We start from the raw sequence: 22,092 nt of genomic DNA on the forward strand, positions 1-22,092 counted from the left end.
ATAGACCTCTTGCAAAAATAATTAGGACGGGCTCTCCGGCCCATCCCACAAGAGTTATTTTTTCTTGTGGGATGGGCAAGATGCCCATCCCATCAATTGATGAAAAGGATTTTTGTAAGAGGTCTAATATATTGCTTTTATCTCAAACAACCAGCTCGATCGACATTCCATCAATCTAAAATCTAAAATCTAAAATAATATTATGAGATCGATCGACGAAATCAACGATAAAATCAGCCAGGGCAAAGCCACAGTCTGGACAATCGAAGAACTCAAAACAAGAGTTCAAGAAACCAGCATTACCCAAGCCGCCAAAGAAGTCGATGTGATTACCACAGGCACCTTCGAGCCCATGGAATCCTCCGGTGCAATCATCAACCTCGGCCATACCGACCCGCCGATAAAAATCCGCCAGTGCTGGCTAGACGGCGTTTTAGCCTACTCCGGCTTCGGGGCAGTAGACCTGTACCTGGGAGCCACCCAAGTAGCCGAAGACGGCGAAGAATCCCGCGATCGGGGCGGCGGACACGTCATCGAAGACTTAATAGCCGGCAAACCCGTGCAGTTGCGGGCCTTGGGGCAAGTAACAGACTGCTACCCCCGCGCCTCCTTTGAAACCACGATTACCCGCGATACCATCAACCAGTTTTATTTATTCAATCCCCGGAACGCATATCAAAACTTTATTGTGGGAGTCAACGGGGGCGATCGCCCGCTGTTCACCTACCTCGGCCCCCTGCAACCGAACCTCGGCAACGCAGTCTATTCGAGCCTGGGAGCCATGTCTCCCCTGCTAAACGACCCCGACCTCCAACTCATCGGCATCGGCACCCGCATCTTCCTAGGAGGCGCTCAGGGCTACATTACCTGGGAAGGAACCCAGCACTTCCCTCTGCAAAAACGCCAGCCCAACCGCACCCCCGTCGGCCCGGCCGCCACCCTCGCACTCATCGGCGACGCCAAACAGATGAACTCGAAATGGGTGCGCGGCTGCTACTTCAAAAACTACGGCCCATCCCTGATGCTGGGAGTCGGCATCCCCTTTCCCGTCTTAAACGAAACAGTCGTCGCCAACTGTGCAGTATCAGACAAAAAAATAGTAGCGCCGGTGGTAGATTTCTCTATCCCCCGGCGCGTTCGTCCTACCTTCGGTTTAGTCAGCTATGCCCAATTAAAAACAGGTCGTATTTTGATAGAGGGCAAACCAGTGCGGGCCGCCCCCCTTGCGAGTATGTTTCTGTCCCGGCAAGTAGCATTGGAATTGAAGCAGCAAATTGAAGCGGGTCAATTTACCCTCACGGCCCCAGTTGCTCCCCTACCCACCGATCGAGTATTTCTCCCGCAAGATTTGTGGGGTGCCCAAGTGAGGCTCGAATAAAGGATTTTAGATTTACGATTTGGGGATTTTAGATTATTTCGCGATCGCACTAATCTAAAATCGCCCAATCGTAAATCGCTCTATTGCTCGATCGGCTTAGGCTTCTTGACCGGCTTAGGAAGAGGTTCCTTCGGGACAGGCGGTGGTGCTGCTGCTGCGGACTTGATGGTAGGACGCCCTACAGGAGTACCATCACCGCTGGGCTTAGGAGTAAAGGGACGCTTCCCTCCCCCTCCTTTGAAGCCACCGGGCGGCTTGCTTCCGGGGGGGAATTTCCGCTTTTTGATCGGCAGGGCGCCAATATTATTAGCCTGCTCAATCATCAGACTTTCAGCTTGCAATTTGACGTGGAAATCCCAAAAAAACCCGATCGCCTTTGTGCCTAAATCTCCCTTGAGTTTCAGCTTAAAAAACTTCATCTTGTCATCATTCTTGCGGGGAGCTTGCTTGATTTTGACGATGACATACTTTTCTTTTTCTTCATCTTGGGCTTGTTGATAAATCACCTCGCCTCGAATCGAAAAATAGCCATCTTCAACATCAGGTTCCGAGGGCGGCAAAGATGCGATCGATGCTTCGGCGCTAGTCTCAATCTCCGCTGCTTCCTGATTTTCCTCATCAGAGGACGGTTCGGGAGCTTTCTTGAGCGTTTCCGGCTCCCAAACTCCCATAATCTGCGCGTGCAAGTTGCCGTCTTCTTGCCTGGTGCGGGGATAGACCACCCACAGGTGTTCTTGTTCCAGATCCAGGTGATTTTTGACTAAACTCATGACTCTACCCAGCAAAACTGCGTCGATGGCAGTTCCGTCGGCAGCTATCAGCATACCCCGGGTGAATTGCTCTTCTGATTGGGTGTAGCGGCCCCGCACCAAACCAACAGCTCGGTACTGTCTGGGTTCGCTGGGGGGAGGAATGGGATGTTGGCGCATGACGGAGGGTATGTCCTCGGCCGCCTGATTTTCGCTTTGAGCAGCAGGCTCGGGGGTTGCCGGCGGTGCGACTGCGATCGCTGGAGTATCGCTGGCCCCGGTCGCAGGCGCTGCTTGCTCCGAGGGTGCAGGAGCATTGCTGGGCGGGTCTTTTGGCTTTGTTTTGTCCTTATCGAGGGCAGAACTGTAGCGGGGTCGTTGCAGCGAGTCCTTTGGCGCTGGGGCGTCCGTTGGCGCTGGTGGTCGATCTTGGTCAACAGGTGCAGCCAACGCCGAAGGTACCGGACTTTCGTCTGGCGTCTCGGGAACGGAGGCTGTAGCTGCGGGCTGATTGACGGCCGGCTCGCTCGGCTGAGCCTTGCGAGTTGAAGTAGATTTGGGCGATTTGGAAGAGCGGTTTGGAGAGGGGTTCATAAAAAACTCCTTGCAGCGGAGACACATCCCTTGAGGGAAATTAGGAATAAACTGAAGAAACTGCTTTCAAAACTACTAGCACCAGACAGGCGGGCTTGCGCCGGAAAGTTTGGTTTTGACCCGTCAACGCCAACTTTCAACGGTACGAGTGAGCCCGGGGATCGCTGGCTGCTAAAATCCTTGCTGGCAAGGATTTTTAGAGTTTTTGAACCCAAGGCTTTGGTCGATATCGCCCGAAAGCTGGCGTTGCTGGCTAATAGCATTTAGGATATTCAGCCTGCCTATTTTACTTAATCCAATTACCTAACGGGCCGATCCGCCATCTTTTCGGTAATTTTTAGCTGAACCAAACTAAATTGGACAGAAGTCCCAGTCCTTGGGGCTGTGGGTCTTTGTGTCCAAAATTGTTTAGCTAGCGTGGAGTTGTGGGTCTGTTACCATATTAGCTGCAAGCAAAAGACTGGTTTGTCAATTGGGACTTTGAAGTTAAGAACTTTTATGGTTGCATGGATCTAGTTAAATGGCAGAGGCCCCCTGGCGATGCGTTAATTCTTAGAAAATAGTAGATTTTAAGTTGGGATAGTTGAATTATGGAAAAAGCAAACAAGCGTCGCGGGTTGATTACTGTGGTGGTGGTGCTTTCGCTCATCGCTTTTTTGGGATTTTCTTTGGTTCCAATTTTGGACAGTATTCTCAAGGCCAGCCAAGTGCAAAGTCGATCGACTCCAACGCCTACTCAGACGGCGCAGTCTGGGGATAAGCAATCAGAGTTGCTGCAAGCTCAGGCTAAGGGGTACGAATTGGTTTTGCAGCGGGAACCTGATAATGTAACGGCTCTGCGGGGACTTTTGCAGGTGCGGCTGGAGTTGATCGGACAAGGAGTGGGGAGCATTAAGGATGTGGTGTCTCCTTTGGAAAAGTTGGCTTCGCTGAATCCTGAAACTACTGAATACGGGATTTTGCTGGCTCAGGCGAAGGAACGCACGGGCGATCGCGAAGGAGCTGCTCAGGCTTACAGGTCAATTTTAGCGTCTAAGCCTGGGGAAATTAAGGCTTTGCAGGGGTTGGTGAATTTGCTGTTGGTGCAGCAGCGGCCCGAAGCTGCGATCGGACTGCTGCAAGATACGCTGAAGGCGGCTCCGGCTGCAAATCAGGCGAAACCGGAAAGTGTTGATGTAACTTCAGTGCAGTTGATTTTGGGGCAGGTTTATGCTGTGCAGAAGCGGTTTGAGGAGGCGATCGCGATTTACGACGAATCGGCTAAGAATAATCCGAAAGATTTTCGCCCGACTTTAGCTCATGCGATCGTGCTGAAGGAACAGGGTAAAACAGATGAAGCAAAAACGCTGTTCGATCGAGCTACTGAGTTAGCTCCTCCTAACTATAAAGACCAAATTAATCAGTTAGCTAGCGGCACTCCTTCGCCTTCTCCTGCGGCTGCGACGACTCCCGAACCGGCTGCTTCTCCTAGTCCTGAAGGTGCGCTACCGAAACCTTAAGGAAAGTTTTGAGTGAAAGACTTTTGAGTTTTAAGTGAAATAGTTTTAAGTAAAAACTTGATACTTAAAACTCAAAACTACTCGCTTTCTTCCTAATTACGCAGGACTTACGAAAAGAAACCCGGTTTCTACGATAAATCTTGGTTGAGCGACGAGGGATACATGAAGAAACCGGGTTTCTCAGCCCTCGCGCGGAGCGTCCTGTTACCGATTACCAATTACTAATTACCGATTAGATAAAACCTCGGAGGGAATTATGACTACTAGCGTTAACCGCGTTGTTCTACCTCCTGCTTTTCCAGACCACACTCAATTACCAGAGTCGGATGGTACTTTTGTGAAAAATTTTCAGGAGCATCCGCAGAGCTTAATTTTAACTGATTCGCTCGGTCAGATTTTGCAGCAGCGGCATCCTGACGGACAATATGCGATCGGTCAAGACTGCGGCATTTACTGGCGAGAAACTGAACCGCCAGAAAAAGGTGCAGAAGCTCCTGATTGGTTTTATGTTCCCAATGTACCTCCTAATTTAGACGGTCAAATTCGGCGTTCCTACGTGCTGTGGCGGGAACACATAGCACCGTTAATTGCGTTGGAATTTGCGAGCGGGAACGGGGATGAAAAGCGCGATCGTACTCCTTTATCGCGCACCGATGAAGGGCTGTTAACGAAACCGGGAAAGTTTTGGGTTTACGAACAGGTGATGCGAATTCCCTATTATGGCATCTACGAAATTAACAGCGGCAGATTAGAAGTTTATCGGTTAATTGACGGGTATTATCGGCTGTTAGAACTTAACGAGCGGGGTCATTTTGCGATCGTACTTTTAGGCGTAGAATTGGGACTTTGGCAAGGAAGTTATCAAAATCAAGAGATGCTGTGGCTGCGCTGGTGGGATGAGGAAGGTAATTTGCTATTGATTGGCGATGAAAGGGCAGAATTGGAGAGAGAGATTGCGAGGGAACAGCGGGAAAGGGCAGACAGTGCAGAACAAGCGCGACAGCAAGCTGAACAAGCACGACAAGCTGAATTTCAAGCAAGAAGGGCTGCAATTCCCCGGTTGTTGGGAATGGGTTTGAGTGCCGAACAGGTGGCGGAGGCGTTAAGTTTATCTGTGGAGGAAGTTACGGAGAATGCTGGAGAGTGAGATAGCGGGAGAGAATTGGGGAAAAGGGCGATCAATCTTAATAGACTTCATCATGAGAACCCATTTTGAGCAATAAAATAGCTTCCTCCTCATCTTCTGGATCGGTCACAAACTCAAATAAAATCCGATAATCATAATCTATTGAACACGACCAGATACCCGATAAATCTCCTGTCAGTTTGTGAGTTCGCAAGCTGGGGTTAAAGCAGTCTTCAGACAAAAGTTCAAGCGTAGCTTCAATTAAAAGGCGAAGCTGAGGATTTTTACGAACTAACTTTTTGAAAGTACGAATAGATTTTGGAGTCCAACCAATTTTCATCAATCATCCAACTCCGCCATAAAATCGGCTACCGACCCAAATTTAACATTGCCCTCAGCATACTCTTGACGAACTTCTGCCACTTCCTTGAGTAATTCATTTCGTCGCTGTTGTCGCAGACGATTCTGAAGAATATCGAGAAGCATGGCTTGATCTTCTAGTGATAAAACTTCTACAGCTTCAAGAGCTTGCTGGAATTGAGATGTCTGTGTCGTTTTACTCATATGTTGTTTTTAGCTACTTAGAATCACGTTGGGAGAAGCAATCACCAGCGCCACATCCTCGCGTGTTGCTCCGATTGCTAACAAAGTTCTTACCATCAAATCAAGAGAAACAGACGGATCGCCAGCTTCAATTTTAGCTACCCGTGACTGACTTGACTTGATTTTCTTAGCTAAACTCTCTTGAGAAAGGTTTTGACTGATCCGAAGCTGCTTCAAGCGTTTACTCAGAGACAGCTTCATCTCAATAAAAGCAACTTCTTCGACCGAAAGTTCCAGAAAGTCGGCGGCATCTCCCACGCGCCAACCTGCTGCTTCTAAACGTTGACGTTTAATGGCATCCATTGTAAATTTTACCTCATTTAATTATGTAAATTTGGCGTTGCTGATTGACGGCATGAATTAAGTTCTACCCAAAAGCTCAAGGACTAAGGTATGTAGTTGCGCTTCAGCGCTCTTTGGTTGGGTATATAAAAGAGCGCTGTGTTGCTGATTGACGGTAGGAATTAAGTTCTACCCAAAAGCTCAAGGACTAAGGTATGTAGTTGCGCTTCAGCGCTCTTTGGTTGGGTATATAAAAGAGCGCTGCGTTGCTGATTGACGGTAGGAATTAAGTTCTACCCAAAAGCTCAACTACCCAAAAAGTCTGTGTTTTGCTCAAGCGTAAAAATGTGAATTCATACTCAAGTTCAGCAACGCCATGTAAATTTCACAGAAATCGGCTAACAAAAACAAAAACCAGTCACTTCAGCTAGGGGACTATTCCCAGAAACCCGGTTGCGCCACAAAGAGTGCAAGTCCTAAAAAATTGAATACGGTTCAGTTAACAGTGTTTGTTTCCGGAGAGCCCCTCGCATCCCCTCTTCAGAAGGGGGACGAAAGAGAATACTCTTGTTCCCCCCTTTTTTAGGGAGTAGGAGGGTTCTTCCTGCGGGCGGCTCAGTCTTAACTGAACCGCATTACTGAAAATTTAGGTTCCTCCTGAGATTTTATCGTACGAGCTCAGTCGTCTCTGACACTTTTCAATTACGGGGTTAGGCGTTCTCTGAGTGTTTTTTTTAAACACATCTGCGATGACAATAGCATCGAAGTCTATTCGGTAAATAATTCGCCACTGTTTATCGGCTTTACTATCACCGATCCGCAATTCGTGGCAGTGAGGGCCGATGCTTGGCATAGGTCGAGAATCAGGCATCGGTAAAATTTCTCCATTTTGTAACCTCCTTAATAACATCCCTGCCCCACTTCGCGCTGAGTTTGAAAAAGGGGGAGTTTTTACTTCGCCACTCAACCAAACAAGATTTTTATTCTCGCCTTGGGATTCCATAAGTTAACCACTGTATAGTCATAGAGCATCGATTTAGGGTTATGTCATATCTGATATAATTATAGCAACCCCTAACTAAAAGTGGTACAAGACACCAATGATTGCAGAATTTCTTCTCAATTCGTAAGGTGCGCACCGCAAGCCCAGACCTGTCAAGGTGTCTGCTGAGCCTGGAGAAAATCACCTCAAACCCTTGAAATCTAGAAAGCTGCGCTCGTTAAATCTGCTTTTTTTACCAAAAAACTAGGTGGATTGCCTCCAAACGGGCCAGTAGGATGAGGTAAATAAGTCGTAGCAAAGCGGGCCGTAAGCGATCGCGCCAATATGCTAAGAAGGCAATACGCACCTACAAACTATGAGATTTCAAGTGTTTTAGAGACTTTGAACCAAGCTCGATAGACACCCCAGACAGGACTGGCATCGCAAGCCCTGTCAATATGGTCAAAAAGTCCCTCAAACATCTTGACAGGGCTGGGTGCGCAGTGCGCACCTGTCTCCTCAAGTTTCAGCGCCTTGATTCTGAACACAAACTCCGAAAAGTAAGTAGGGTGCGTCAGCCATTTGGTAATCATGTAAAAAACAAAATTTATTGATGGCTGACGCACCCTACAGATTAATACTTTCGTTCCTGCGGCTCAAACATCGTAATCGCTACGGGCATATAAGCTAAATCAATCCCCGCAGGCGAATAATAAGCCAGGGTATGCTTCAAGAACTTCTCATCATCCCGCTCGGTAAAATCTTCCCGCGAATGAGCTCCCCGACTTTCCTGCCGGTTCAAAGCCGAAGTTAAAATCATTTTTCCGACAATTATTAAACTCCGCAACTCCAAAGCTTCCACAATTTCCGTATTCCACAACTTGCCTTTATCGTCTAAGTAAACCTCCTCATATTGTCGCTCTAAATCCTCCAATTTCTTTAAACCTTCCTGCATCAAATCGGCGCTACGAAATACGCCACAATACTCAGTCATAGTATCTTGATACTGCTGCCGCACTTGATTAATTCGGTATTTTCCGGGACGCTCTACAAGTGCTTGAATTTGCTCTTTTGCTTCCGCAATATAACGCTGTTCGTCCACTGTTGGAAGCTTGCGGTTTTGCACGAATTGTGCTATGGTTGCGCCAGTCACTTTGCCGTAAACGACGCATTCTAAAAGCGAATTGCTGCCCAAACGGTTCGCGCCGTGAACTGACACGCAAGCTGCTTCGCCGGCTGCAAAGAAACCGTCTACCAAACTGTCAGGACTGCTGCGAACTTGCCCGCTAACATTAGTAGGAATTCCCCCCATTGAATAGTGAACGGTAGGGCGCACGGGCATCGGCTGATTTACGGCATCAATGCCTAACAAACGGTGGGCTTCTTCCCAAGCAAAAGGAATTTTGCTCATGATTTTTTCGCGTCCCATGTGCCGCAAATCGAGGTAGATAAAGGGGCCGCCGGCACTACCATCAACATTAATTCCTCGGCCGGCGCGAATTTCTATGGAAATCGATCGCGATGTAATATCCCTGGGCGCTAATTCCATCCGCGACGGGGCATAATTGGCCATAAATCGATCGCCCTCTGAATTAATCAAATAAGCGCCTTCGCCCCGCACAGCCTCCGAAATCAACACTCCCACAGGATACAAACCAGTCGGGTGAAACTGCACGAATTCCATATCTTCCAGCGGCAATCCCGCCATAGCAGTCATCGCCAAACCGTCTCCAGTTGAGGCGTAATCGTTCGAGGTCGTGTTGTAAACCCGACCGTAACCCCCCGTAGCAAACATTACCGCCTTAGCCCGCACAACCTCAATTTGACCGTCTAGCAGGCGGTACATAACTACGCCCTTGGCTTGGCCTGATTCCAAAATCAGGCGGGTGACGTACCACTCCTCATAGATGTGAACTCCGTAACGGCGCAGATTGTTGACCAATTCGTGCAGGATGGCGTGACCGGTTTTGTCGGCGGCGTAGCAGGTGCGGCGGTGGGAATGTCCGCCGAAAGCGCGCTGGGCAATTCTGCCGTCTGGGAGGCGGGAGAAGAGGACTCCCATGTGTTCTAAATCGATGACTACACCGGGTGCTTCGCGGGTGAGGATTTCTACCGCGTCTTGGTCGGCTAAATAGTCTGAACCTTTTACTGTGTCGAAGGCGTGGGCTTTCCAACTGTCTTCGGGATCGACATTCTGCAAGCTGGATGCCATGCCGCCTTGGGCTGCGACAGAGTGCGATCGAATCGGGTGAGTTTTGGCAACAACAGCTACCTTTAAACTGGGGTCAGTCCGAGCAATTTCTACTGCGGCGCGGCAACCTGCTAAACCGCCGCCTACAATGATTACGTCGTGTTCTAGCATTTTTTTGAATTATTTTGAGTGTTCTCCTTTACATATATTGATACATAAAAAAAGTCCTCACCCAAAGGTAAGGAAGTTTTTAACTTTTGATTTTTAGTTCTAAATTGAATTGAAAATCTCAAAGTGTACTAGCCGACGGTTTCGACAGACTGCTGATTGGACTGATTTCCCGTTGCAGAAGGTTGATCTTGGCTGGCGGGGTCTACGGAAAGCACTTGAATGTTATTTAGCAAAGTTGTAACGAAAGCAAACAGCAAGAAGGGCAAAGACAGCACTAAAATCAAGCCGACAGTAGCCAAGGCGTAGATTTGGCGGGCGCTGCTCCACAGAGCGAGTGCCGACGCTAGACTTAGGAAGATGACTATCAGCCAAACAATGATTTGACCGTAAATGTCGCCAAAGGTGAGGGTACATTTAAGGCGATAGTTGTGGATGTTATTCATTTGATGCCTCGCGAGATTGCTATTACGACTTGTCCAAAAATACTTTGACAGTGCGTCAATGTTTCACTGTAAATTCCTAAGTTTAGCTGCATAAACCTCGTTTTAGGGCTGTTTTAAACATTTTTATAGAAGTTTGCAACAACACTTTATGAATTTTTGTTTCTGACTGGGAAATTTTGCCGAAACAAGACTTATGCACTCCGACAAAGAAACCGGGTTTTTTACTGTTTTGGCGGGCTGTAACCCGTCTTTTCGCAAAAAACCCGGTTTCTGGCAACTCCTGCGTCCAGGATTGTGAAACAAAGGCACAAGGGGAAAGTATACTTTTTGGCTGAGCCCCGACTTGGTAAAGTAATGTTAAGCTGCATGGGGATGGAATCAACCTTTATAGCGTCGCACCTGTCTTTTCGCCCATGTCTTCAGAGAGCACATTGCTGATTTCGCGCTGTTTCCTGGCTGGTCTGGGAACGCAGATGTTTGTGCACCGCGAAGACCGGATTCCCCAAGAGAGTCCGGTGCTGGTGGTGAGCAATCACCGCAGTTTCTTAGATCCTGTGCTGCTGACGGCGGCTTTGGGTCGATCGATCCGCTTTGCTTGTCATCACTACATGGGTCAAGTCCCGCTGATTCGGGAAGTTGTCACTACTTTTGGCGCTTTCCCCTTGGAAGCACCGGAGCAACGACAGCAACATTTTTTCTCTCAAGCGACGGCGCTGCTGCAAAGTGGGGAGATGGTGGGGGTGTTTCCAGAGGGTGCAGAACCGATGGTGAATTTTACTAAGCCTAATACTGTGGGGAAGTTTCAGCGGGGATTTGCTCATTTGGCTTTGCGGGCTCCGGTGCGGGATTTGGCGGTTTTGCCGGTGGCGATTGGTTCGATGGAAGAACAGTCGGTGCGATCGGGTGTACCGCTCAAGTTGTTGAGCTTGTTCGATCCTTCGGAACCGCTGTTCGATCGAGCTGGGTGGCATCCTGTGATAATTTATCAGCGAGTGAATGTTTTAATCGGTCGCCCTTACTGGATTACTGTCGATCGACAGCAGCAATATCGAGGCAAAAAAGCCAAAGCAGTTGTTGCTGAACTCACAGATCACTGTCAGGGGGAAATTGCAGAATTACTCCAACGAGGTTGTTTGTAAGTTTGTTGACTGTTGACTGTTGGCTGTTGACTGTTGGCTGGTCTCAGATTTCCAATCTAAAATCTAAAATCTAAAATCTAAAATCGATTGACTTTAATCATGCCAAATGCTAGCAACAAGGTTCGTTTTCTAACCCCGAAACCGCCGATCGCCGATCGCCCTTTATTTGTATTTCTGCCCGGTATGGATGGCAGCGGTTTGCTACTGCGGCCGCAAATTTCTAAATTAGCAAATGATTTCGACATTCGCTGCTTAACTTTACCGGCTGACGACATGGCCAGTTGGGATGTACTGGTTAGGGAAACAATTGCCTTAATTGAAGCAGAAAAGCAAAGTGGAAAGCAGCAGCGGCCGGTTTATCTGTGCGGCGAGTCATTTGGGGGCTGTTTAGCGATGAAAATTGTTTTAGAAGCTCCCCAATTGTGCGATCGGTTAATTTTAGTCAATCCAGCTTCTTCATTCCGACAGCAGCCTTGGGTGCAGTGGGGTTCCCACTTGACTCAGTGGCTACCCGCCAACCTTTATCCGCTGTCGGTAATCGGTCTTTTGCCGATATTAGCATCGTTAGGAAAGATTGCGCGCGACGACCGCCGCGCTTTGCTAGAAGCGATGCAAGCGGTACCGCAAAACACTTCTGTGTGGAGATTGGCGTTAGTGCGATCGTTTAATGTTGACGAAAATCAGTTGCGCGGCATCAAACAGCCGACGCTAGTAATTGCTAGCGGTGCCGATCGGCTGCTGCCTTCTATAGCAGAAGCGAAGCTGTTAGTCAAGGTAATTCCCAATGCTGAAATGGTGATGCTGGCTAACAGCGGTCATGCTTGTTTGTTAGAAGTAGATGTTGACCTTTTCGCGATTATGCAAGCTCGCAATTTTTTGACCAAATCCGAAGAAAATCTGGCATTAGTCAGCAGTCATTAGTTATTAGTCAATAGTCATTAGTCATCAGTCAATAGTCATTAGCTATGACTTCTCACTTCTGAGTCAGTCGGGGCAAAATTAGAGATTGGGAGAGGGATAAAGTTTATATTCTAATTAACCTGCCCTCACACTGATTAGTAAGTGCCGGAAGACAAGCCACTAAGGACTAATAACTAATGACTGATGACTAATGACTAATTAAGATTCAGCCATTTTTGAGCGTTAAGCCGCTGGACGACACCAAACACCATGAGGTCTAGAGTCACCTTGCGCTCGTCTATCAAAAAAGGCTCTAAAGTGCTGGTTTTGGTATTATTTTCAGCGCAGGAAAAAGCCCTTTGACTTTGAATATTTTCTTGAGGAAAATACAGGTTAAATTGGCGCTGACCTTCTTGGAATTTCCCAATTACCTGCCAGCAATCCCCAGCGGAACTCATGCCCGCAACGGGGAGTTTTTGCTTTGCCAAACTCACCTCTAAATCCTTAACACCCTGCTTAGTCAAAGCAGTTTGCAAGGCGGGCAAATAATCTTGTTGCATAAATTCAGCAAACGGCTTGTCTTCAACAGCGGGTGCTTTTTCCTTTTTAGCTTTAGCTGGGGGCTTGTCGCCGTCGGCCTTGGCTGCTGGCTTTTTAGCAGCCGCCGGAGGTTTGTCAGTGCTGGGTAAGTCGGTTGTCTCGGGTGCGTCGGAACTTGGGGCGTTGTCGATCGCAGCAGTGGGAGTTTCCGATTCTCCAGCGGTAGGATTTTTCGGTTCTTTTTTGGCTGCGGGCTTTTTAGCAGCCGCCGGAGGCTGGTCAGCGCTGGGTAAGTCGGTTGTCTCGGGTGCGTCGGAACTTGGGGCGTTGTCGATCGCAGCAGTGGGAGTTTCCGATTCGCCAGCGGTAGGATTTTGCGGTTCTTCTGACATTAACACTTCCTTTTAAAATTGATGAGTAGAGGAGTCAGTAGTCATTAGTCAGCAGTCGTGCCGTCTCAAGCTCTCTCTTCGGGACGATCGGAGGCTCTGACTAATAACTAATGACTAATGACTAATGACTATTCTAAATCTCAGCGACAGCTCGTTCAATCAAACGGCGGGCGAGAGTTTGAACACCGGTGTGTTCGTAGTAGTTGGTACTTATGTCGAGGAATGCGCCCACGTAGTCCACCTTGTCAGCAGAAATTTCCACAAAATTCTGCAAGTGGCCGAGTACGTTTTGAGGAGTCAAACCTCGATCGCTGACAAAAGAGCTCATCCAGCCAGAAACCGAGTTAAAGCTTTCGCCGATGAAGCCGAGTTTGCCTGCGGGAGAGCCCCCTGGAATCTGGTCGCCGATCGATTTAAACGCCTGATTATCTTGCAAATCGCTGGGAGAGAGCTTTTGAATCCAGGACTGAGTAGCGAGGATAAAGTCTGGGCCCAGGGGAATCAAACCGTCGAAACAAACCAAAGCAGCCATCCGCATCAGGGATTCGCCGCCGTAGTCGCCCAAAGCCCCGGCAAAATCGCCGATGCTGTCGCCCGGAAGGCCGTTGATTTGGCAAAAAGCGAGCAACTCAGTGACTAATTTCAAAGAAAGGTCGATCGTTTGAGCTTTTTCAGCCTTGGGAGTGATCTTGCCGAGGAACGACAAAAACGAGACATTTTCCGCAACCTTATTAGCGAGGGCGGCACTGCCCAAAGCCTTGTCGGCGCTGTCAATAGTTTGGTAAAGCCACAGAGCGCGCTGATAGCCCTGAGACTTATCGTTGTAGAGGTAGATGGCGCGATCGCCAATTTGCTGGATCAGTTCTTCGTCAGTTTCGCCAGTAACGGTGCGAATGGTATTTTCAAAGCCCACTAAATTGTTCCACTCGCCGGGAACCACAAAGTCAAGCGCTCGCAGGGCTTTGACAGTCATGTTGTCTTTAGGCAGGTTATCGACTAATTCAAAGACTGTTTTGCTCACAAAAAACTCCTTTTGCTAGAACGGGAATCAAAGCTATTACTTTTGGCAGATGGCAAAAACTTCACAGTCTCATTGTGGCAGACTTAGTTGTCCTAGCACCAGACAGGAGTCGGGCGCGGAGTTTGACAAGAGACATTGCTACTTGACGCTGGCGAGGCCGCCGAGGTTAAATTTTGACAGCCAAGCTTCGCGATCGCTAGCGGTAAAAGAGGCATCGCGGGATTGAACTTTCACCTGATAGCGATTTGCCACTAAAACAGCAGTGATATTAGTACCCTGATTAACGGCGGGATAGCCGCCGATTTGCTTGGTACTTTGCTGGAATTTTGCACCTGCGGTCGGGTTGCCGGCGATGTCGTTAATCGAGAGCATCGCGACATTTTTACCGCCTTTGTTGAGCTTAGCTTCAGCAAAACCGGATTTTTCTTGAGCGAAGACGCGATCGAATCCACCGCCAGAAGACGGGAAGTATTTATTTAACTTGCCACCTGCGACTGCCTTCTTGGGCAGGTTTTGATTTTGAGCAGTTGATTTGTCAGCAGTTGTCTGCTGGGCGTTACCAGGTTTTTGGGTGCTTTCCTGCTGGGCTTTGTCCCAGCGAGAGGGCGCCTGAGTTTGACCGCAAGCGGTGACTAACAAGAGTACCGAGATCAGGAATGGAGCTAAGATTTTGCGCGCGGAGGGAAATGGCATCGCTGTCTCCTTAAGATAGTTTCCTTGACACTCCCCAACCTAAAGGTGTGGGGATTCTTAATTCAGCGACTGACCTTTAAGTGCTACGTCCTTGCGGCAATACTCAAACTTTTTAACCGTAGGAATCCTACCAATTAACGAGCCTGATTCGCAGTCACCAAGCGAGAGTCTATCTTCAAAAGCTTACTAGGATATTGACCTAGAGTTCGGGTATGCCCTACCCTACCTAACAAAAATGAATTGTTTGTTTTTCTGGTTGTGAGGCTGTATTAAGCCCCTGGCTGTTTTTAGAGTTTTCGCCGCTCTTTGTCCCCCGGTTTACGCCTAAAAGTGTGTCTGAGTAACCGTTTCACGAGGGCGTTGCGAGTTTAACCTTGACTATTCTAATATACCACAAAAACCAACATTTTCGTGTTCTTTGAAAAAGGATTTAACAAATTAAAGCCGTCCTAGAATGACGGGGTTTTAAACCCAATTTTATGATAACAATTGTGATTGTGGCTCAGGAATTGGCAATTTGTCTTGTACGAGCGGATGATTTGTGCTGCGGGAAAAAATCTTTGTAAAAAAAATCCTCTGCCCGCACGGCAGAGGATTTTTCGCGATCGCGAACTTAGATGGAAGAAGACAGAAGGATTGCTCCACACAGTCAAGTCTGTGGGTTGGGGTAAAGAAATTAAATTTTCTAATTACCAGCAATCCCAAAACAATTTTTTCTGATTTTCCCTAGATTTATGAGAGAGGTTTCAGAACATTTGTCTGTCTGTCTTCCAACTTAGGTCTTGCTGTGCGCGTACAGATCAGGCGTCGCTTTCAATGTGAATAAACAACAAACCCATTACCACAACCGGCATCAGCCAGCAAACGACCGGAATCAAAATCCAAGGCAAGAAAGAAGCAGCGTAGGAACCTGTCATATCAAATTCTCCAAACTAAAGTTAGTGTGTTCCAACAGGGATATTTGGGAGTGGAGTCTAATTGTTGACTAAACCCCGGAAAATGGCATCAACGCCCTTAAAGTTTTCGAGTAAGAAGTAGGCAGCAAAGACGCCGCTCATCCCGCCAATGAAGAAACCAGCGGTAAGCTGACTCCAGCCTTCAGCATTTCTGAGGGAATCGGGGGTCATCGGATTAGCGCTAGGGTAGCTGGTATTGTCTTGTTTGAAAGAGACCAAACCGTAGGCAGACATACCTAGTGTGCCGAGTAGAACTAAGACGAGGGCTGTAATTAGTCCGCCGAGATTAGCTGCTTCTGGATAATCCCGCAGGGGGCCGAAGACGATTTCGGGGCCGACGAGGAAATAACCGTGTGCCAAACCAATTTCTAGACCTCGAACAAGGGGCGAGAGTCCTTTGCGGTAGGCGGGTAAGTTCCCAATAAATGCTTTTGTGAAATCAGAAGCACTGATGGGGGTGGCTAGATGACCCGTGAAGGGGTCGCCGTTAAAGGGTTTAATAAGCTCTGCATCTCTGGGATCGGCCATATTCTGTTTGTCCTCGCAGTTTAAAAAGTTGAGGCGTTCAAGTCATATTTTACGCAGGGACGTGTTTCCTATTTACATAATTAACGGCGAGCTTTAGAAAAGTTCACTATTCTTTAGTTTTTGGAAGAATTTTTCTTTTGCCTCTTATACCAGAAAGCGAGTCGATCGGGCGACACTCCCAGGAAATAAGCGATGATTACTATTTGATTGATGGCGGTGGTTTGGATGACCCCAAGCTGCTGCCAGCGACGGGCGGAGGTCAGGACGGGCTGGGGTACTATTTCAATGCGGCCTTGTTTTTTCAACCGGCGCACGAATTCAAAGTCTTCCATGAGGGGCAAGTCGGGAAAACCGCCGATTTTGTCAAAGGTAGCTGCATTGAGGAAAATGGCTTGATCGCCGTAGGGTATTTGCAGAAAGTTCGATCGCCAGTTTACCCCTGTTTCTACCAGTCGGAGGCTGAGACTGCGGGCGTCAATCTTGAGTTCAAAGGCCCCCGCTACCGTACACGGGTTAGCTAGTGTCCGACGCGCGCAAGAGTCGTACCCGCGAGGCAAAAGAGTGTCTGCGTGGAGGAACAGCAATATATCTCCTGTAGCGACAGTGGCACCTGCATTCATTTGGGTGCCGCGGCCTGGGGCGGTGCAGATAACTCGGATGCCCAAAGATTTTGCTATATCTGGTGTACCGTCGCTGCTGCCGCCGTCGGCGACAATTATTTCAACATTTTTGCCCTCAAGGGCGGTGGAGATGACTGGGGCAATTGTAGGTGCTTCGTTTAAGACTGGAATGATAATGGAAATTTTGAGATTGGGATTTTCTGGCGGCATACAGAATTAAGCACCCCGAGAGAGAGGGCGGGTTTTGTACAAAGCTTATCTGCGATCGGCCAATTTCTTGCGCCGAGTCCGCTCTTAGATTCAGCATTATTAACTGGGAGGGCGGGTTTGGTACAACGCTCATCTGTTATTTGCTAATTTCTGGCTTTTTCAGGTGCCTACATTGGGCATTTATCTGAGAGGACGGATTTGGTACAAATCTTATCTGTTATTATTGCTATTTTTTGGCTTTTTCCCGCGCTCGGGAGTATTCTCCCAAGCGCGGTCTAACCACTACTGATATTCAGCATTTGGTTAGACAAATACACTTACTATATTATGACTTTGTGGTTTCACAATCAAGTAGTTTTTTTATAATTATTTATGATAATTTCTAATGATTTACCTAGTTTAAATATAGCTTAGTTATTTCAATATATTAATATCTAAACCTAGGAGGTCTTCTGGTCGATCGATATCTGCAAGAGTGGGAAGATAAGCAACATTCAGGTCGAGGTTTTGGGCGATCGCCAGCGTACTAGCAAATACTTCGCTGGTTCCCCAGTTAATGCCGTCGAACAATTCCGGTATCGATCGCCGCAGCCCTATCAGATAATAACCTCCGTCTTTTGCAGGGCCCAAAACTAAATCGTGCTGGCTCAATTCCTCAAAAGCTTGTGCCATGATTTCTGCATTCAAACCAGGACAATCAGTGCCGATAATTGCAGTTTTCTCAACCCCTGAATTAAAAGACTTTTGAAACGCTGCTGTCATTCTTGCGCCCAAATCGCCGTCTATTTGATTTTGATAAATAATATCAGTTCCCAACCAGTCTTGCATCTGTTGTTGGCTGCCGCCGGCTTGGTGAATTTCTACCGATAATTGGCGGGATTTTTGAAGAGAGAGAGCGCAGGCGATCGTCCGTTGGGCCATCAAGCGGTGAAGGTTGGCAGCACCTGTTTTTCCCAGTACCGGAATTAGTCGAGTTTTGGTTGTTCCCGGTTCGGGATAGCGAGTGAAAACAATCAGTTTTTCTAAAATCATCGATTGTCCATAATTTTTAAAGAAATGACCTAATGAAGTCCTAGACGCACGCGGGGCTAAAAACCCGGTTTCTGTGGCGAGCATCCACAATTTTTCGGAGAAACCGGGTTTTTCGCGTCCATGATTACTAATTTAATCTGTGGATTTAACCCATCCTAAAATACTGTCAACTGACAACTGACAACTGTCAATTGACAACCGTTAGCTCATTTCTAGCATTCGCTGGATGGGCTGCAAGGCTGCTAGTTGAATATCTAGGGGCATGGTAATTTCGGGGGTTAGATTTTTCATAGCTAGATACAATTTTTCCAAGGTATTTAATCTCATATGCGGGCATTCGTTGCAAGCACAACTATTATTGTTGGGAGGAGCCGGGATGAAGCGTTTTTGCGGAGCTTGCTTTTGCATTTGGTGAATGATTCCCGGTTCAGTCGCGACAATAAAAGCTTGGCTAGAACTGGACTGAGAATATTTGAGCAAAGCAGTGGTGGAGCCGATATAATTAGCGTGGCGAAGCACGGGAGGTTCGCATTCTGGGTGGGCAATTATTTCGGCTTCGGGATTTTCGATTTTGAGTTGAACTATCTTTTTTTCTGAGAAGTTTTCGTGGACGATGCAAGCTCCTTGCCAGAGTTCCATGTTTCTGCCAGTTTGTTCCATGACATAGCGGCCGAGATTGCGATCGGGTGCAAAAATTATCGGCTGATTTTCGGGAATTTGGTTGACAATTTTAACAGCGTTAGAACTGGTGCAAATTATATCGCTCATTGCCTTAATTGCGGCGGTACAATTAATGTAAGAAATTACCAAATGTCCTGGTCGATCGGCTTTGAAAGCTGCAAAGGCATCGGGAGGACAACTGTCGGCGAGGGAACACCCAGCATTTAAGTCGGGCAGCAATACTAATTTGTCGGGATTGAGAATTTTTGCGGTTTCCGCCATGAAATGAACTCCGGCAAAAACTATGACATCGGCGCTGGTGTTGGCGGCTTTGCGGGCAAGTTCTAGGGAGTCGCCAATGAAGTCTGCGATGTCTTGAATATCGGAGTCTTGGTAATAGTGGGCGAGAATGACGGCGTTTAACTCTTGTTTGAGGGCGTTAATGGCTGCAAACAAGTCGTGGGGCAGTCGGGTTTGAGTAAAGTTCGGAGCAGGTGCGGTGGTAAACACAGTTAGAATATTCCGGGGAAGGTGGCGAAGAGAGCTAAAGTGTATTTTGAATTATAGTTGAATTCACCAAAAACTGCTGGCTGTTCAGTGGAGCCAATTTAAAATCTCAAATCTAAAATTGCCTGGGGGAGAGTGCAAAAATGGGTCGCTGTTTCTTATGCTGAGTAAGAAGGGGCTAGGGATCGATCGCACATGACAAATCACATGAATAAAGCTAAATCTATCAAAATTGCGGTGGTGGGGGACGTTCACGATCTGTGGGAACCTGAAGACGGCGAGGCCCTGAAGCATCTGGGCGTTGACTTGGTGCTGTTTGTGGGGGATTTTGGCAATGAGTCGGTGGATGTGGTGCGGGCGATCGCATCTTTGGACATTCCCAAAGCAGCGGTGTTTGGAAATCATGACGCTTGGTACACGGCGACAGAGTGGGGCCGCAGTCAGTGTCCTTACGATCGAACTCAAGAAAATTGGGTAAAACAGCAGTTAGATTTAATGGGGGAAGCTCACGTCGGTTACTCTAAGCGTGATTTTCCAGAATTGGGCGTAACTGTGGTGGGAAGCCGCCCGTTTACTTGGGGAGGTTCGGAGTGGAAGTACGCGGATTTTTACAGCGAGTGGTTTGGGGTGGAGAGTTTTGAAGAGTCGGCACGACTCATTGCAGCGGCTGCTGCGGAGGCGGACTGCGAAAATGTGATTTTTTTGGGTCACACTGGCCCGACGGGCTTGGGAGAGGCTCCAGAAGACCCCTGCGGGCGAGATTGGAAGCCGTTGGGAGGGGATTGGGGCGACCCGGATTTTGCGGAGGCGATCGATCGAACTCGGAGTTCTGGGAAGCACGTACCTCTGGTAACTTTTGGTCATATGCACCACAAACTGCGGCACACGAAGCAGGAGTTGCGGAAGTCGCTGGAGGTGAGTGCGGAGGGTACGGTGTATTTGAATGCGGCCAGCGTACCGCGAATTGTGGAGAGAGAGTGCTCGAAACTGCGCAATTTCTCGATCGTCCTACTGGAAAATGGAACAGTGTCGGAAGTGTCTCTGGTTTGGCTGGGGGAGGATTTTGCGGTGGAAAGAGAACAAATTCTTTACCGACGCGCTGAATCTGCGGCTATTTGTAGTTAGAGACATTTGCTGGTATGATAAAATTTATGCGCCAGGAGAGGTGGCAGAGTGGTCGAATGCGCCTGACTTGAAATCAGGTGAACCGCAAGGTTCCGTGGGTTCAAATCCCACCCTCTCCGTTTAACAATTCTCTTGTCCGTTAAGGGTTTGAGATTCTCTATTGCCTCAAGAGTTCTCTTTTCCGCTCATGTTTGGCTCACTCGTGGTATTTCCCCCAAAAAAAACACCCCCGCAGGGGTGCTGTTGCTTACCAGGTAATTTTTTTTCTAGCCAACATACTCAACTAAACCCTTCCTCATCTGCCGGGTCGCCGTAGGGGTCTTCGCTCGCCGGACTCACGTTGCCGAACATTCCAGCATCCGCTACCTCGTCGGCGGGGTCGCCGTAGGGGTCTTCGCTGGCCGGACTCACGTCGCCGAACTCTCCGTAGTCGGCGGGGTCGCCGTAGGGGTCTTCGCTGGCCGGACGCGCGTTGCCGTACTCTCCGGAATTTGAGGGATCTTCGTAATTGCCGTCAGGATCGACTTGCTCGCTGTCTGACCCGACGACCGCATCTTTTATCTTCCGGAAAAAATCGTTTACCATGATAAAGTTCCTCTTTTTTATGTGTTGAAAAATGGCTGTTTTAGATTGGGAATCCCAGATTTAATTGAAAATCACGCAACCGGCAATCTAAAATCTCAAGTGGTTAGGCTACTGGGCCGGAACAGGAGCTGTAGCTTCCGGCACGCTAGTAAGGTCTCGACCGGTTTCTTGGTTGTTGTAGCCCTGGAATTCGCGATAAGCGGCTGCCTCGGACTCCGGCACTTTAATTCCTTCTGGCGGCGGCGTTACCCAGTGAGCGCGATTCTGGGCATCGCGGTAGTAAACGCGACCGTTTTTGGAAAGGTAATGTTTTCCCTGCGGCCCCTTTTCTTGTTTATTTTTGTGCTGATTGTAGATGTAGTAAAGGGCGGCTGCTCCTGCTAAAGTAATCCCTACTTTTTGAGCATTACTCAATCCTTTTTTTGCTTCGGGCGTTGGGCTGGAGGCGCGATTAGTTTGCACTCCTCCCGCGCGAGTATCGTCAACAGGAGGCGGAGGAGCGGAACTTTGCTGGCTAGAACCGCAAGCACTCATAAACGGAAATGTCAGCAGCGTTGTCAGCAGCAGAGCCATGAAGCGCGATCTTTTGGGTTCGGGTTTGATTTTGTTCATTGCCGCTCCGAATTGTCGGGATTATAGGTAGGGTGTGTTCTGGCGAGGTTGAGGAACCTGAGCTGCTGCTAACAGTTTTTATTTTAGAGTAAATTAATTTCTCAAAGCAATTTTGACAAAAGTAGTTGCTGAGAACTTAACAGCGCAGCTACAGTATGGCGTTTCTATATTAATTATCCTCAAGTCTCTCGAAAATTTCCTCTTTCCAGGGATATAAATAAAGTTTCTTTGATTTCAGTCCGCAGGTATATGCAAATACGCCCATTCGGGTAACAATATATTTCATTTGTGGACTGCTCAAAGCAAAGTGAAGCAGGCGGAGGGGGCGATTCCGAAACTCAAAGCAGCACTGGCGAGGGGAAAGGAGGGGGGATTTATAAGTCTGGCGGTGTTTAATTGCGATGGACTGGTTCTCGGAGATGCCTGCATTTTGTTGTGAAAATTCTGGAGAGGTCGATCGCGCTCCTGTATTAATAATTAACCGCGAGAGAAAGCCGCCGAAGCTTTTCGGATATTTATGAAATTTTAAAATTTAGTTACTTTAGTTACTGTTG

At 48.0% G+C, this 22,092-nt stretch carries 24 protein-coding genes and 1 tRNA gene; 8 read left to right on the forward strand and 17 right to left on the reverse strand.

Translation table 11 applies throughout. The features are described from left to right. The first annotated feature begins 202 nt into the window (after nt 1-202). Nucleotides 203-1,378, forward strand: a complete 1,176-nt coding sequence (locus QUB70_RS14055) for a homocysteine biosynthesis protein (protein ID WP_332981173.1) — start codon at nt 203-205, stop codon at nt 1,376-1,378. A gap of 80 nt (nt 1,379-1,458) precedes the next feature. Here the strand turns inward: QUB70_RS14055 and QUB70_RS14060 are convergent, their stop codons facing one another. Continuing rightward, entirely contained in the window at nt 1,459-2,721 is a 1,263-nt protein-coding gene (locus QUB70_RS14060) for a hypothetical protein (protein WP_332981174.1), read from the reverse strand. A gap of 30 nt (nt 2,722-2,751) precedes the next feature. Between QUB70_RS14060 and QUB70_RS14065 the strand changes: the two genes are divergently transcribed. The 3 genes from QUB70_RS14065 to QUB70_RS14075 all read left to right on the forward strand — a co-directional run bounded on the left by QUB70_RS14065 (nt 2,752) and on the right by QUB70_RS14075 (nt 5,367). Further along, on the forward strand, nt 2,752-2,988 hold the full coding sequence (locus QUB70_RS14065) for a hypothetical protein (RefSeq protein ID WP_332981175.1): 237 nt from the start codon (nt 2,752-2,754) through the stop codon (nt 2,986-2,988). Nucleotides 2,989-3,311: 323 nt separating this feature from the next. Further along, entirely contained in the window at nt 3,312-4,220 is a 909-nt protein-coding gene (locus tag QUB70_RS14070; RefSeq protein ID WP_332981176.1) for a tetratricopeptide repeat protein, read from the forward strand. A 256-nt stretch (nt 4,221-4,476) separates the two neighbouring features. Beyond that, the gene (locus tag QUB70_RS14075) at nt 4,477-5,367 is read left to right on the forward strand and encodes a Uma2 family endonuclease (RefSeq protein ID WP_332981177.1); all 891 of its coding nucleotides are present in this window, start codon (nt 4,477-4,479) and stop codon (nt 5,365-5,367) included. 37 nt (nt 5,368-5,404) lie between these two features. On the opposite strand, the gene QUB70_RS14080 is transcribed toward QUB70_RS14075, so the two are convergent. The 6 genes from QUB70_RS14080 to QUB70_RS14105 all read right to left on the reverse strand — a co-directional run bounded on the left by QUB70_RS14080 (nt 5,405) and on the right by QUB70_RS14105 (nt 10,018). Further along, on the reverse strand, nt 5,405-5,686 hold the full coding sequence (locus QUB70_RS14080; RefSeq protein WP_172191064.1) for a type II toxin-antitoxin system RelE/ParE family toxin: 282 nt from the start codon (nt 5,684-5,686) through the stop codon (nt 5,405-5,407). Next, nucleotides 5,686-5,910 (reverse strand): hypothetical protein, encoded by a 225-nt coding sequence (locus QUB70_RS14085; protein ID WP_096831014.1) that lies wholly within the window; start codon nt 5,908-5,910, stop codon nt 5,686-5,688. Before QUB70_RS14085 ends, QUB70_RS14080 begins: the two co-directional genes overlap by 1 nt. Before the next feature lie 9 nt (nt 5,911-5,919). Beyond that, entirely contained in the window at nt 5,920-6,252 is a 333-nt protein-coding gene (locus QUB70_RS14090) for a helix-turn-helix transcriptional regulator (RefSeq protein ID WP_332981180.1), read from the reverse strand. 625 nt (nt 6,253-6,877) lie between these two features. Continuing rightward, on the reverse strand, nt 6,878-7,234 hold the full coding sequence (locus QUB70_RS14095) for a type II toxin-antitoxin system RelE/ParE family toxin (RefSeq protein ID WP_332981181.1): 357 nt from the start codon (nt 7,232-7,234) through the stop codon (nt 6,878-6,880). Between the two features lie 613 nt (nt 7,235-7,847). After that, nucleotides 7,848-9,575, reverse strand: a complete 1,728-nt coding sequence (locus tag QUB70_RS14100; RefSeq protein WP_332981182.1) for a succinate dehydrogenase/fumarate reductase flavoprotein subunit — start codon at nt 9,573-9,575, stop codon at nt 7,848-7,850. A gap of 128 nt (nt 9,576-9,703) precedes the next feature. Next, nucleotides 9,704-10,018, reverse strand: a complete 315-nt coding sequence (locus QUB70_RS14105; RefSeq protein ID WP_332981183.1) for a hypothetical protein — start codon at nt 10,016-10,018, stop codon at nt 9,704-9,706. Nucleotides 10,019-10,431: 413 nt separating this feature from the next. Between QUB70_RS14105 and QUB70_RS14110 the strand changes: the two genes are divergently transcribed. Next, nucleotides 10,432-11,157: a lysophospholipid acyltransferase family protein gene (locus QUB70_RS14110; protein WP_332981184.1), complete on the forward strand. Its 726-nt coding sequence runs from the start codon at nt 10,432-10,434 to the stop codon at nt 11,155-11,157. Nucleotides 11,158-11,256: 99 nt separating this feature from the next. Beyond that, complete coding sequence (locus QUB70_RS14115) at nt 11,257-12,078, forward strand: alpha/beta fold hydrolase (protein WP_332981247.1); 822 nt, start codon at nt 11,257-11,259, stop codon at nt 12,076-12,078. A gap of 194 nt (nt 12,079-12,272) precedes the next feature. Here QUB70_RS14115 and QUB70_RS14120 read toward each other — a convergent pair whose 3' ends face one another. The 8 genes from QUB70_RS14120 to nadA all read right to left on the reverse strand — a co-directional run bounded on the left by QUB70_RS14120 (nt 12,273) and on the right by nadA (nt 19,219). Continuing rightward, nucleotides 12,273-12,989 (reverse strand): DUF2996 domain-containing protein, encoded by a 717-nt coding sequence (locus QUB70_RS14120; RefSeq protein ID WP_332981185.1) that lies wholly within the window; start codon nt 12,987-12,989, stop codon nt 12,273-12,275. Between the two features lie 133 nt (nt 12,990-13,122). Then, the gene (locus QUB70_RS14125; RefSeq protein WP_332981186.1) at nt 13,123-14,010 is read right to left on the reverse strand and encodes a hypothetical protein; all 888 of its coding nucleotides are present in this window, start codon (nt 14,008-14,010) and stop codon (nt 13,123-13,125) included. Between the two features lie 138 nt (nt 14,011-14,148). Next, the gene (locus tag QUB70_RS14130) at nt 14,149-14,703 is read right to left on the reverse strand and encodes a hypothetical protein (RefSeq protein WP_332981189.1); all 555 of its coding nucleotides are present in this window, start codon (nt 14,701-14,703) and stop codon (nt 14,149-14,151) included. An 800-nt stretch (nt 14,704-15,503) separates the two neighbouring features. Then, the gene (locus QUB70_RS14135; RefSeq protein WP_293148481.1) at nt 15,504-15,620 is read right to left on the reverse strand and encodes a photosystem I reaction center subunit VIII; all 117 of its coding nucleotides are present in this window, start codon (nt 15,618-15,620) and stop codon (nt 15,504-15,506) included. A 57-nt stretch (nt 15,621-15,677) separates the two neighbouring features. Beyond that, nucleotides 15,678-16,187: a photosystem I reaction center protein subunit XI gene (locus QUB70_RS14140; RefSeq protein ID WP_293127049.1), complete on the reverse strand. Its 510-nt coding sequence runs from the start codon at nt 16,185-16,187 to the stop codon at nt 15,678-15,680. 113 nt (nt 16,188-16,300) lie between these two features. Continuing rightward, nucleotides 16,301-17,017, reverse strand: coding sequence for a TIGR04283 family arsenosugar biosynthesis glycosyltransferase (locus tag QUB70_RS14145; protein ID WP_332981195.1), 717 nt, complete (start codon nt 17,015-17,017; stop codon nt 16,301-16,303). A gap of 414 nt (nt 17,018-17,431) precedes the next feature. After that, nucleotides 17,432-18,049 carry a TIGR04282 family arsenosugar biosynthesis glycosyltransferase gene (locus QUB70_RS14150; protein WP_332981196.1) on the reverse strand — a complete coding sequence of 206 codons (618 nt, stop codon included), beginning with the start codon at nt 18,047-18,049 and terminating at the stop codon, nt 17,432-17,434. A gap of 201 nt (nt 18,050-18,250) precedes the next feature. Next, nucleotides 18,251-19,219 carry a quinolinate synthase NadA gene (nadA, locus tag QUB70_RS14155; RefSeq protein WP_332981198.1) on the reverse strand — a complete coding sequence of 323 codons (969 nt, stop codon included), beginning with the start codon at nt 19,217-19,219 and terminating at the stop codon, nt 18,251-18,253. 204 nt (nt 19,220-19,423) lie between these two features. On the opposite strand from nadA, the gene QUB70_RS14160 reads away from it, so the two are divergent. Then, entirely contained in the window at nt 19,424-20,341 is a 918-nt protein-coding gene (locus QUB70_RS14160) for a TIGR04168 family protein (RefSeq protein WP_332981200.1), read from the forward strand. Between the two features lie 34 nt (nt 20,342-20,375). Beyond that, nucleotides 20,376-20,460 (forward strand) — tRNA-Ser (locus tag QUB70_RS14165). A gap of 160 nt (nt 20,461-20,620) precedes the next feature. Here QUB70_RS14165 and QUB70_RS14170 read toward each other — a convergent pair. Further along, nucleotides 20,621-20,926: a translation initiation factor gene (locus QUB70_RS14170; RefSeq protein WP_332981201.1), complete on the reverse strand. Its 306-nt coding sequence runs from the start codon at nt 20,924-20,926 to the stop codon at nt 20,621-20,623. Nucleotides 20,927-21,034: 108 nt separating this feature from the next. Further along, complete coding sequence (locus tag QUB70_RS14175; RefSeq protein ID WP_332981202.1) at nt 21,035-21,538, reverse strand: hypothetical protein; 504 nt, start codon at nt 21,536-21,538, stop codon at nt 21,035-21,037. Between the last annotated feature and the right edge of the window lie 554 nt (nt 21,539-22,092).

This window comes from Microcoleus sp. A003_D6, assembly GCF_036702825.1.
Taxonomy (GTDB): Bacteria; Cyanobacteriota; Cyanobacteriia; order Cyanobacteriales; family Microcoleaceae; genus Microcoleus.

What these genes read in the sequence shown, in the direction of transcription:
- QUB70_RS14160 (WP_332981200.1), top strand. Translation starts at nt 19,424, where the DNA reads ATGAATAAAGCTAAATCTATCAAAATTGCGGTGGTGGGGGACGTTCAC.
- QUB70_RS14085 (WP_096831014.1), bottom strand. Translation starts at nt 5,910, where the DNA reads ATGAGTAAAACGACACAGACATCTCAATTCCAGCAAGCTCTTGAAGCT.
- QUB70_RS14145 (WP_332981195.1), bottom strand. Translation starts at nt 17,017, where the DNA reads ATGCCGCCAGAAAATCCCAATCTCAAAATTTCCATTATCATTCCAGTC.
- QUB70_RS14095 (WP_332981181.1), bottom strand. Translation starts at nt 7,234, where the DNA reads ATGGAATCCCAAGGCGAGAATAAAAATCTTGTTTGGTTGAGTGGCGAA.
- QUB70_RS14170 (WP_332981201.1), bottom strand. Translation starts at nt 20,926, where the DNA reads ATGGTAAACGATTTTTTCCGGAAGATAAAAGATGCGGTCGTCGGGTCA.
- QUB70_RS14055 (WP_332981173.1), top strand. Translation starts at nt 203, where the DNA reads ATGAGATCGATCGACGAAATCAACGATAAAATCAGCCAGGGCAAAGCC.
- QUB70_RS14150 (WP_332981196.1), bottom strand. Translation starts at nt 18,049, where the DNA reads ATGATTTTAGAAAAACTGATTGTTTTCACTCGCTATCCCGAACCGGGA.
- QUB70_RS14140 (WP_293127049.1), bottom strand. Translation starts at nt 16,187, where the DNA reads ATGGCCGATCCCAGAGATGCAGAGCTTATTAAACCCTTTAACGGCGAC.
- QUB70_RS14075 (WP_332981177.1), top strand. Translation starts at nt 4,477, where the DNA reads ATGACTACTAGCGTTAACCGCGTTGTTCTACCTCCTGCTTTTCCAGAC.
- QUB70_RS14100 (WP_332981182.1), bottom strand. Translation starts at nt 9,575, where the DNA reads ATGCTAGAACACGACGTAATCATTGTAGGCGGCGGTTTAGCAGGTTGC.
- QUB70_RS14175 (WP_332981202.1), bottom strand. Translation starts at nt 21,538, where the DNA reads ATGAACAAAATCAAACCCGAACCCAAAAGATCGCGCTTCATGGCTCTG.
- QUB70_RS14130 (WP_332981189.1), bottom strand. Translation starts at nt 14,703, where the DNA reads ATGCCATTTCCCTCCGCGCGCAAAATCTTAGCTCCATTCCTGATCTCG.
- QUB70_RS14060 (WP_332981174.1), bottom strand. Translation starts at nt 2,721, where the DNA reads ATGAACCCCTCTCCAAACCGCTCTTCCAAATCGCCCAAATCTACTTCA.
- QUB70_RS14090 (WP_332981180.1), bottom strand. Translation starts at nt 6,252, where the DNA reads ATGGATGCCATTAAACGTCAACGTTTAGAAGCAGCAGGTTGGCGCGTG.
- QUB70_RS14110 (WP_332981184.1), top strand. Translation starts at nt 10,432, where the DNA reads ATGTCTTCAGAGAGCACATTGCTGATTTCGCGCTGTTTCCTGGCTGGT.
- QUB70_RS14115 (WP_332981247.1), top strand. Translation starts at nt 11,257, where the DNA reads ATGCCAAATGCTAGCAACAAGGTTCGTTTTCTAACCCCGAAACCGCCG.
- QUB70_RS14120 (WP_332981185.1), bottom strand. Translation starts at nt 12,989, where the DNA reads ATGTCAGAAGAACCGCAAAATCCTACCGCTGGCGAATCGGAAACTCCC.
- QUB70_RS14135 (WP_293148481.1), bottom strand. Translation starts at nt 15,620, where the DNA reads ATGACAGGTTCCTACGCTGCTTCTTTCTTGCCTTGGATTTTGATTCCG.
- QUB70_RS14080 (WP_172191064.1), bottom strand. Translation starts at nt 5,686, where the DNA reads ATGAAAATTGGTTGGACTCCAAAATCTATTCGTACTTTCAAAAAGTTA.
- QUB70_RS14070 (WP_332981176.1), top strand. Translation starts at nt 3,312, where the DNA reads ATGGAAAAAGCAAACAAGCGTCGCGGGTTGATTACTGTGGTGGTGGTG.
- QUB70_RS14105 (WP_332981183.1), bottom strand. Translation starts at nt 10,018, where the DNA reads ATGAATAACATCCACAACTATCGCCTTAAATGTACCCTCACCTTTGGC.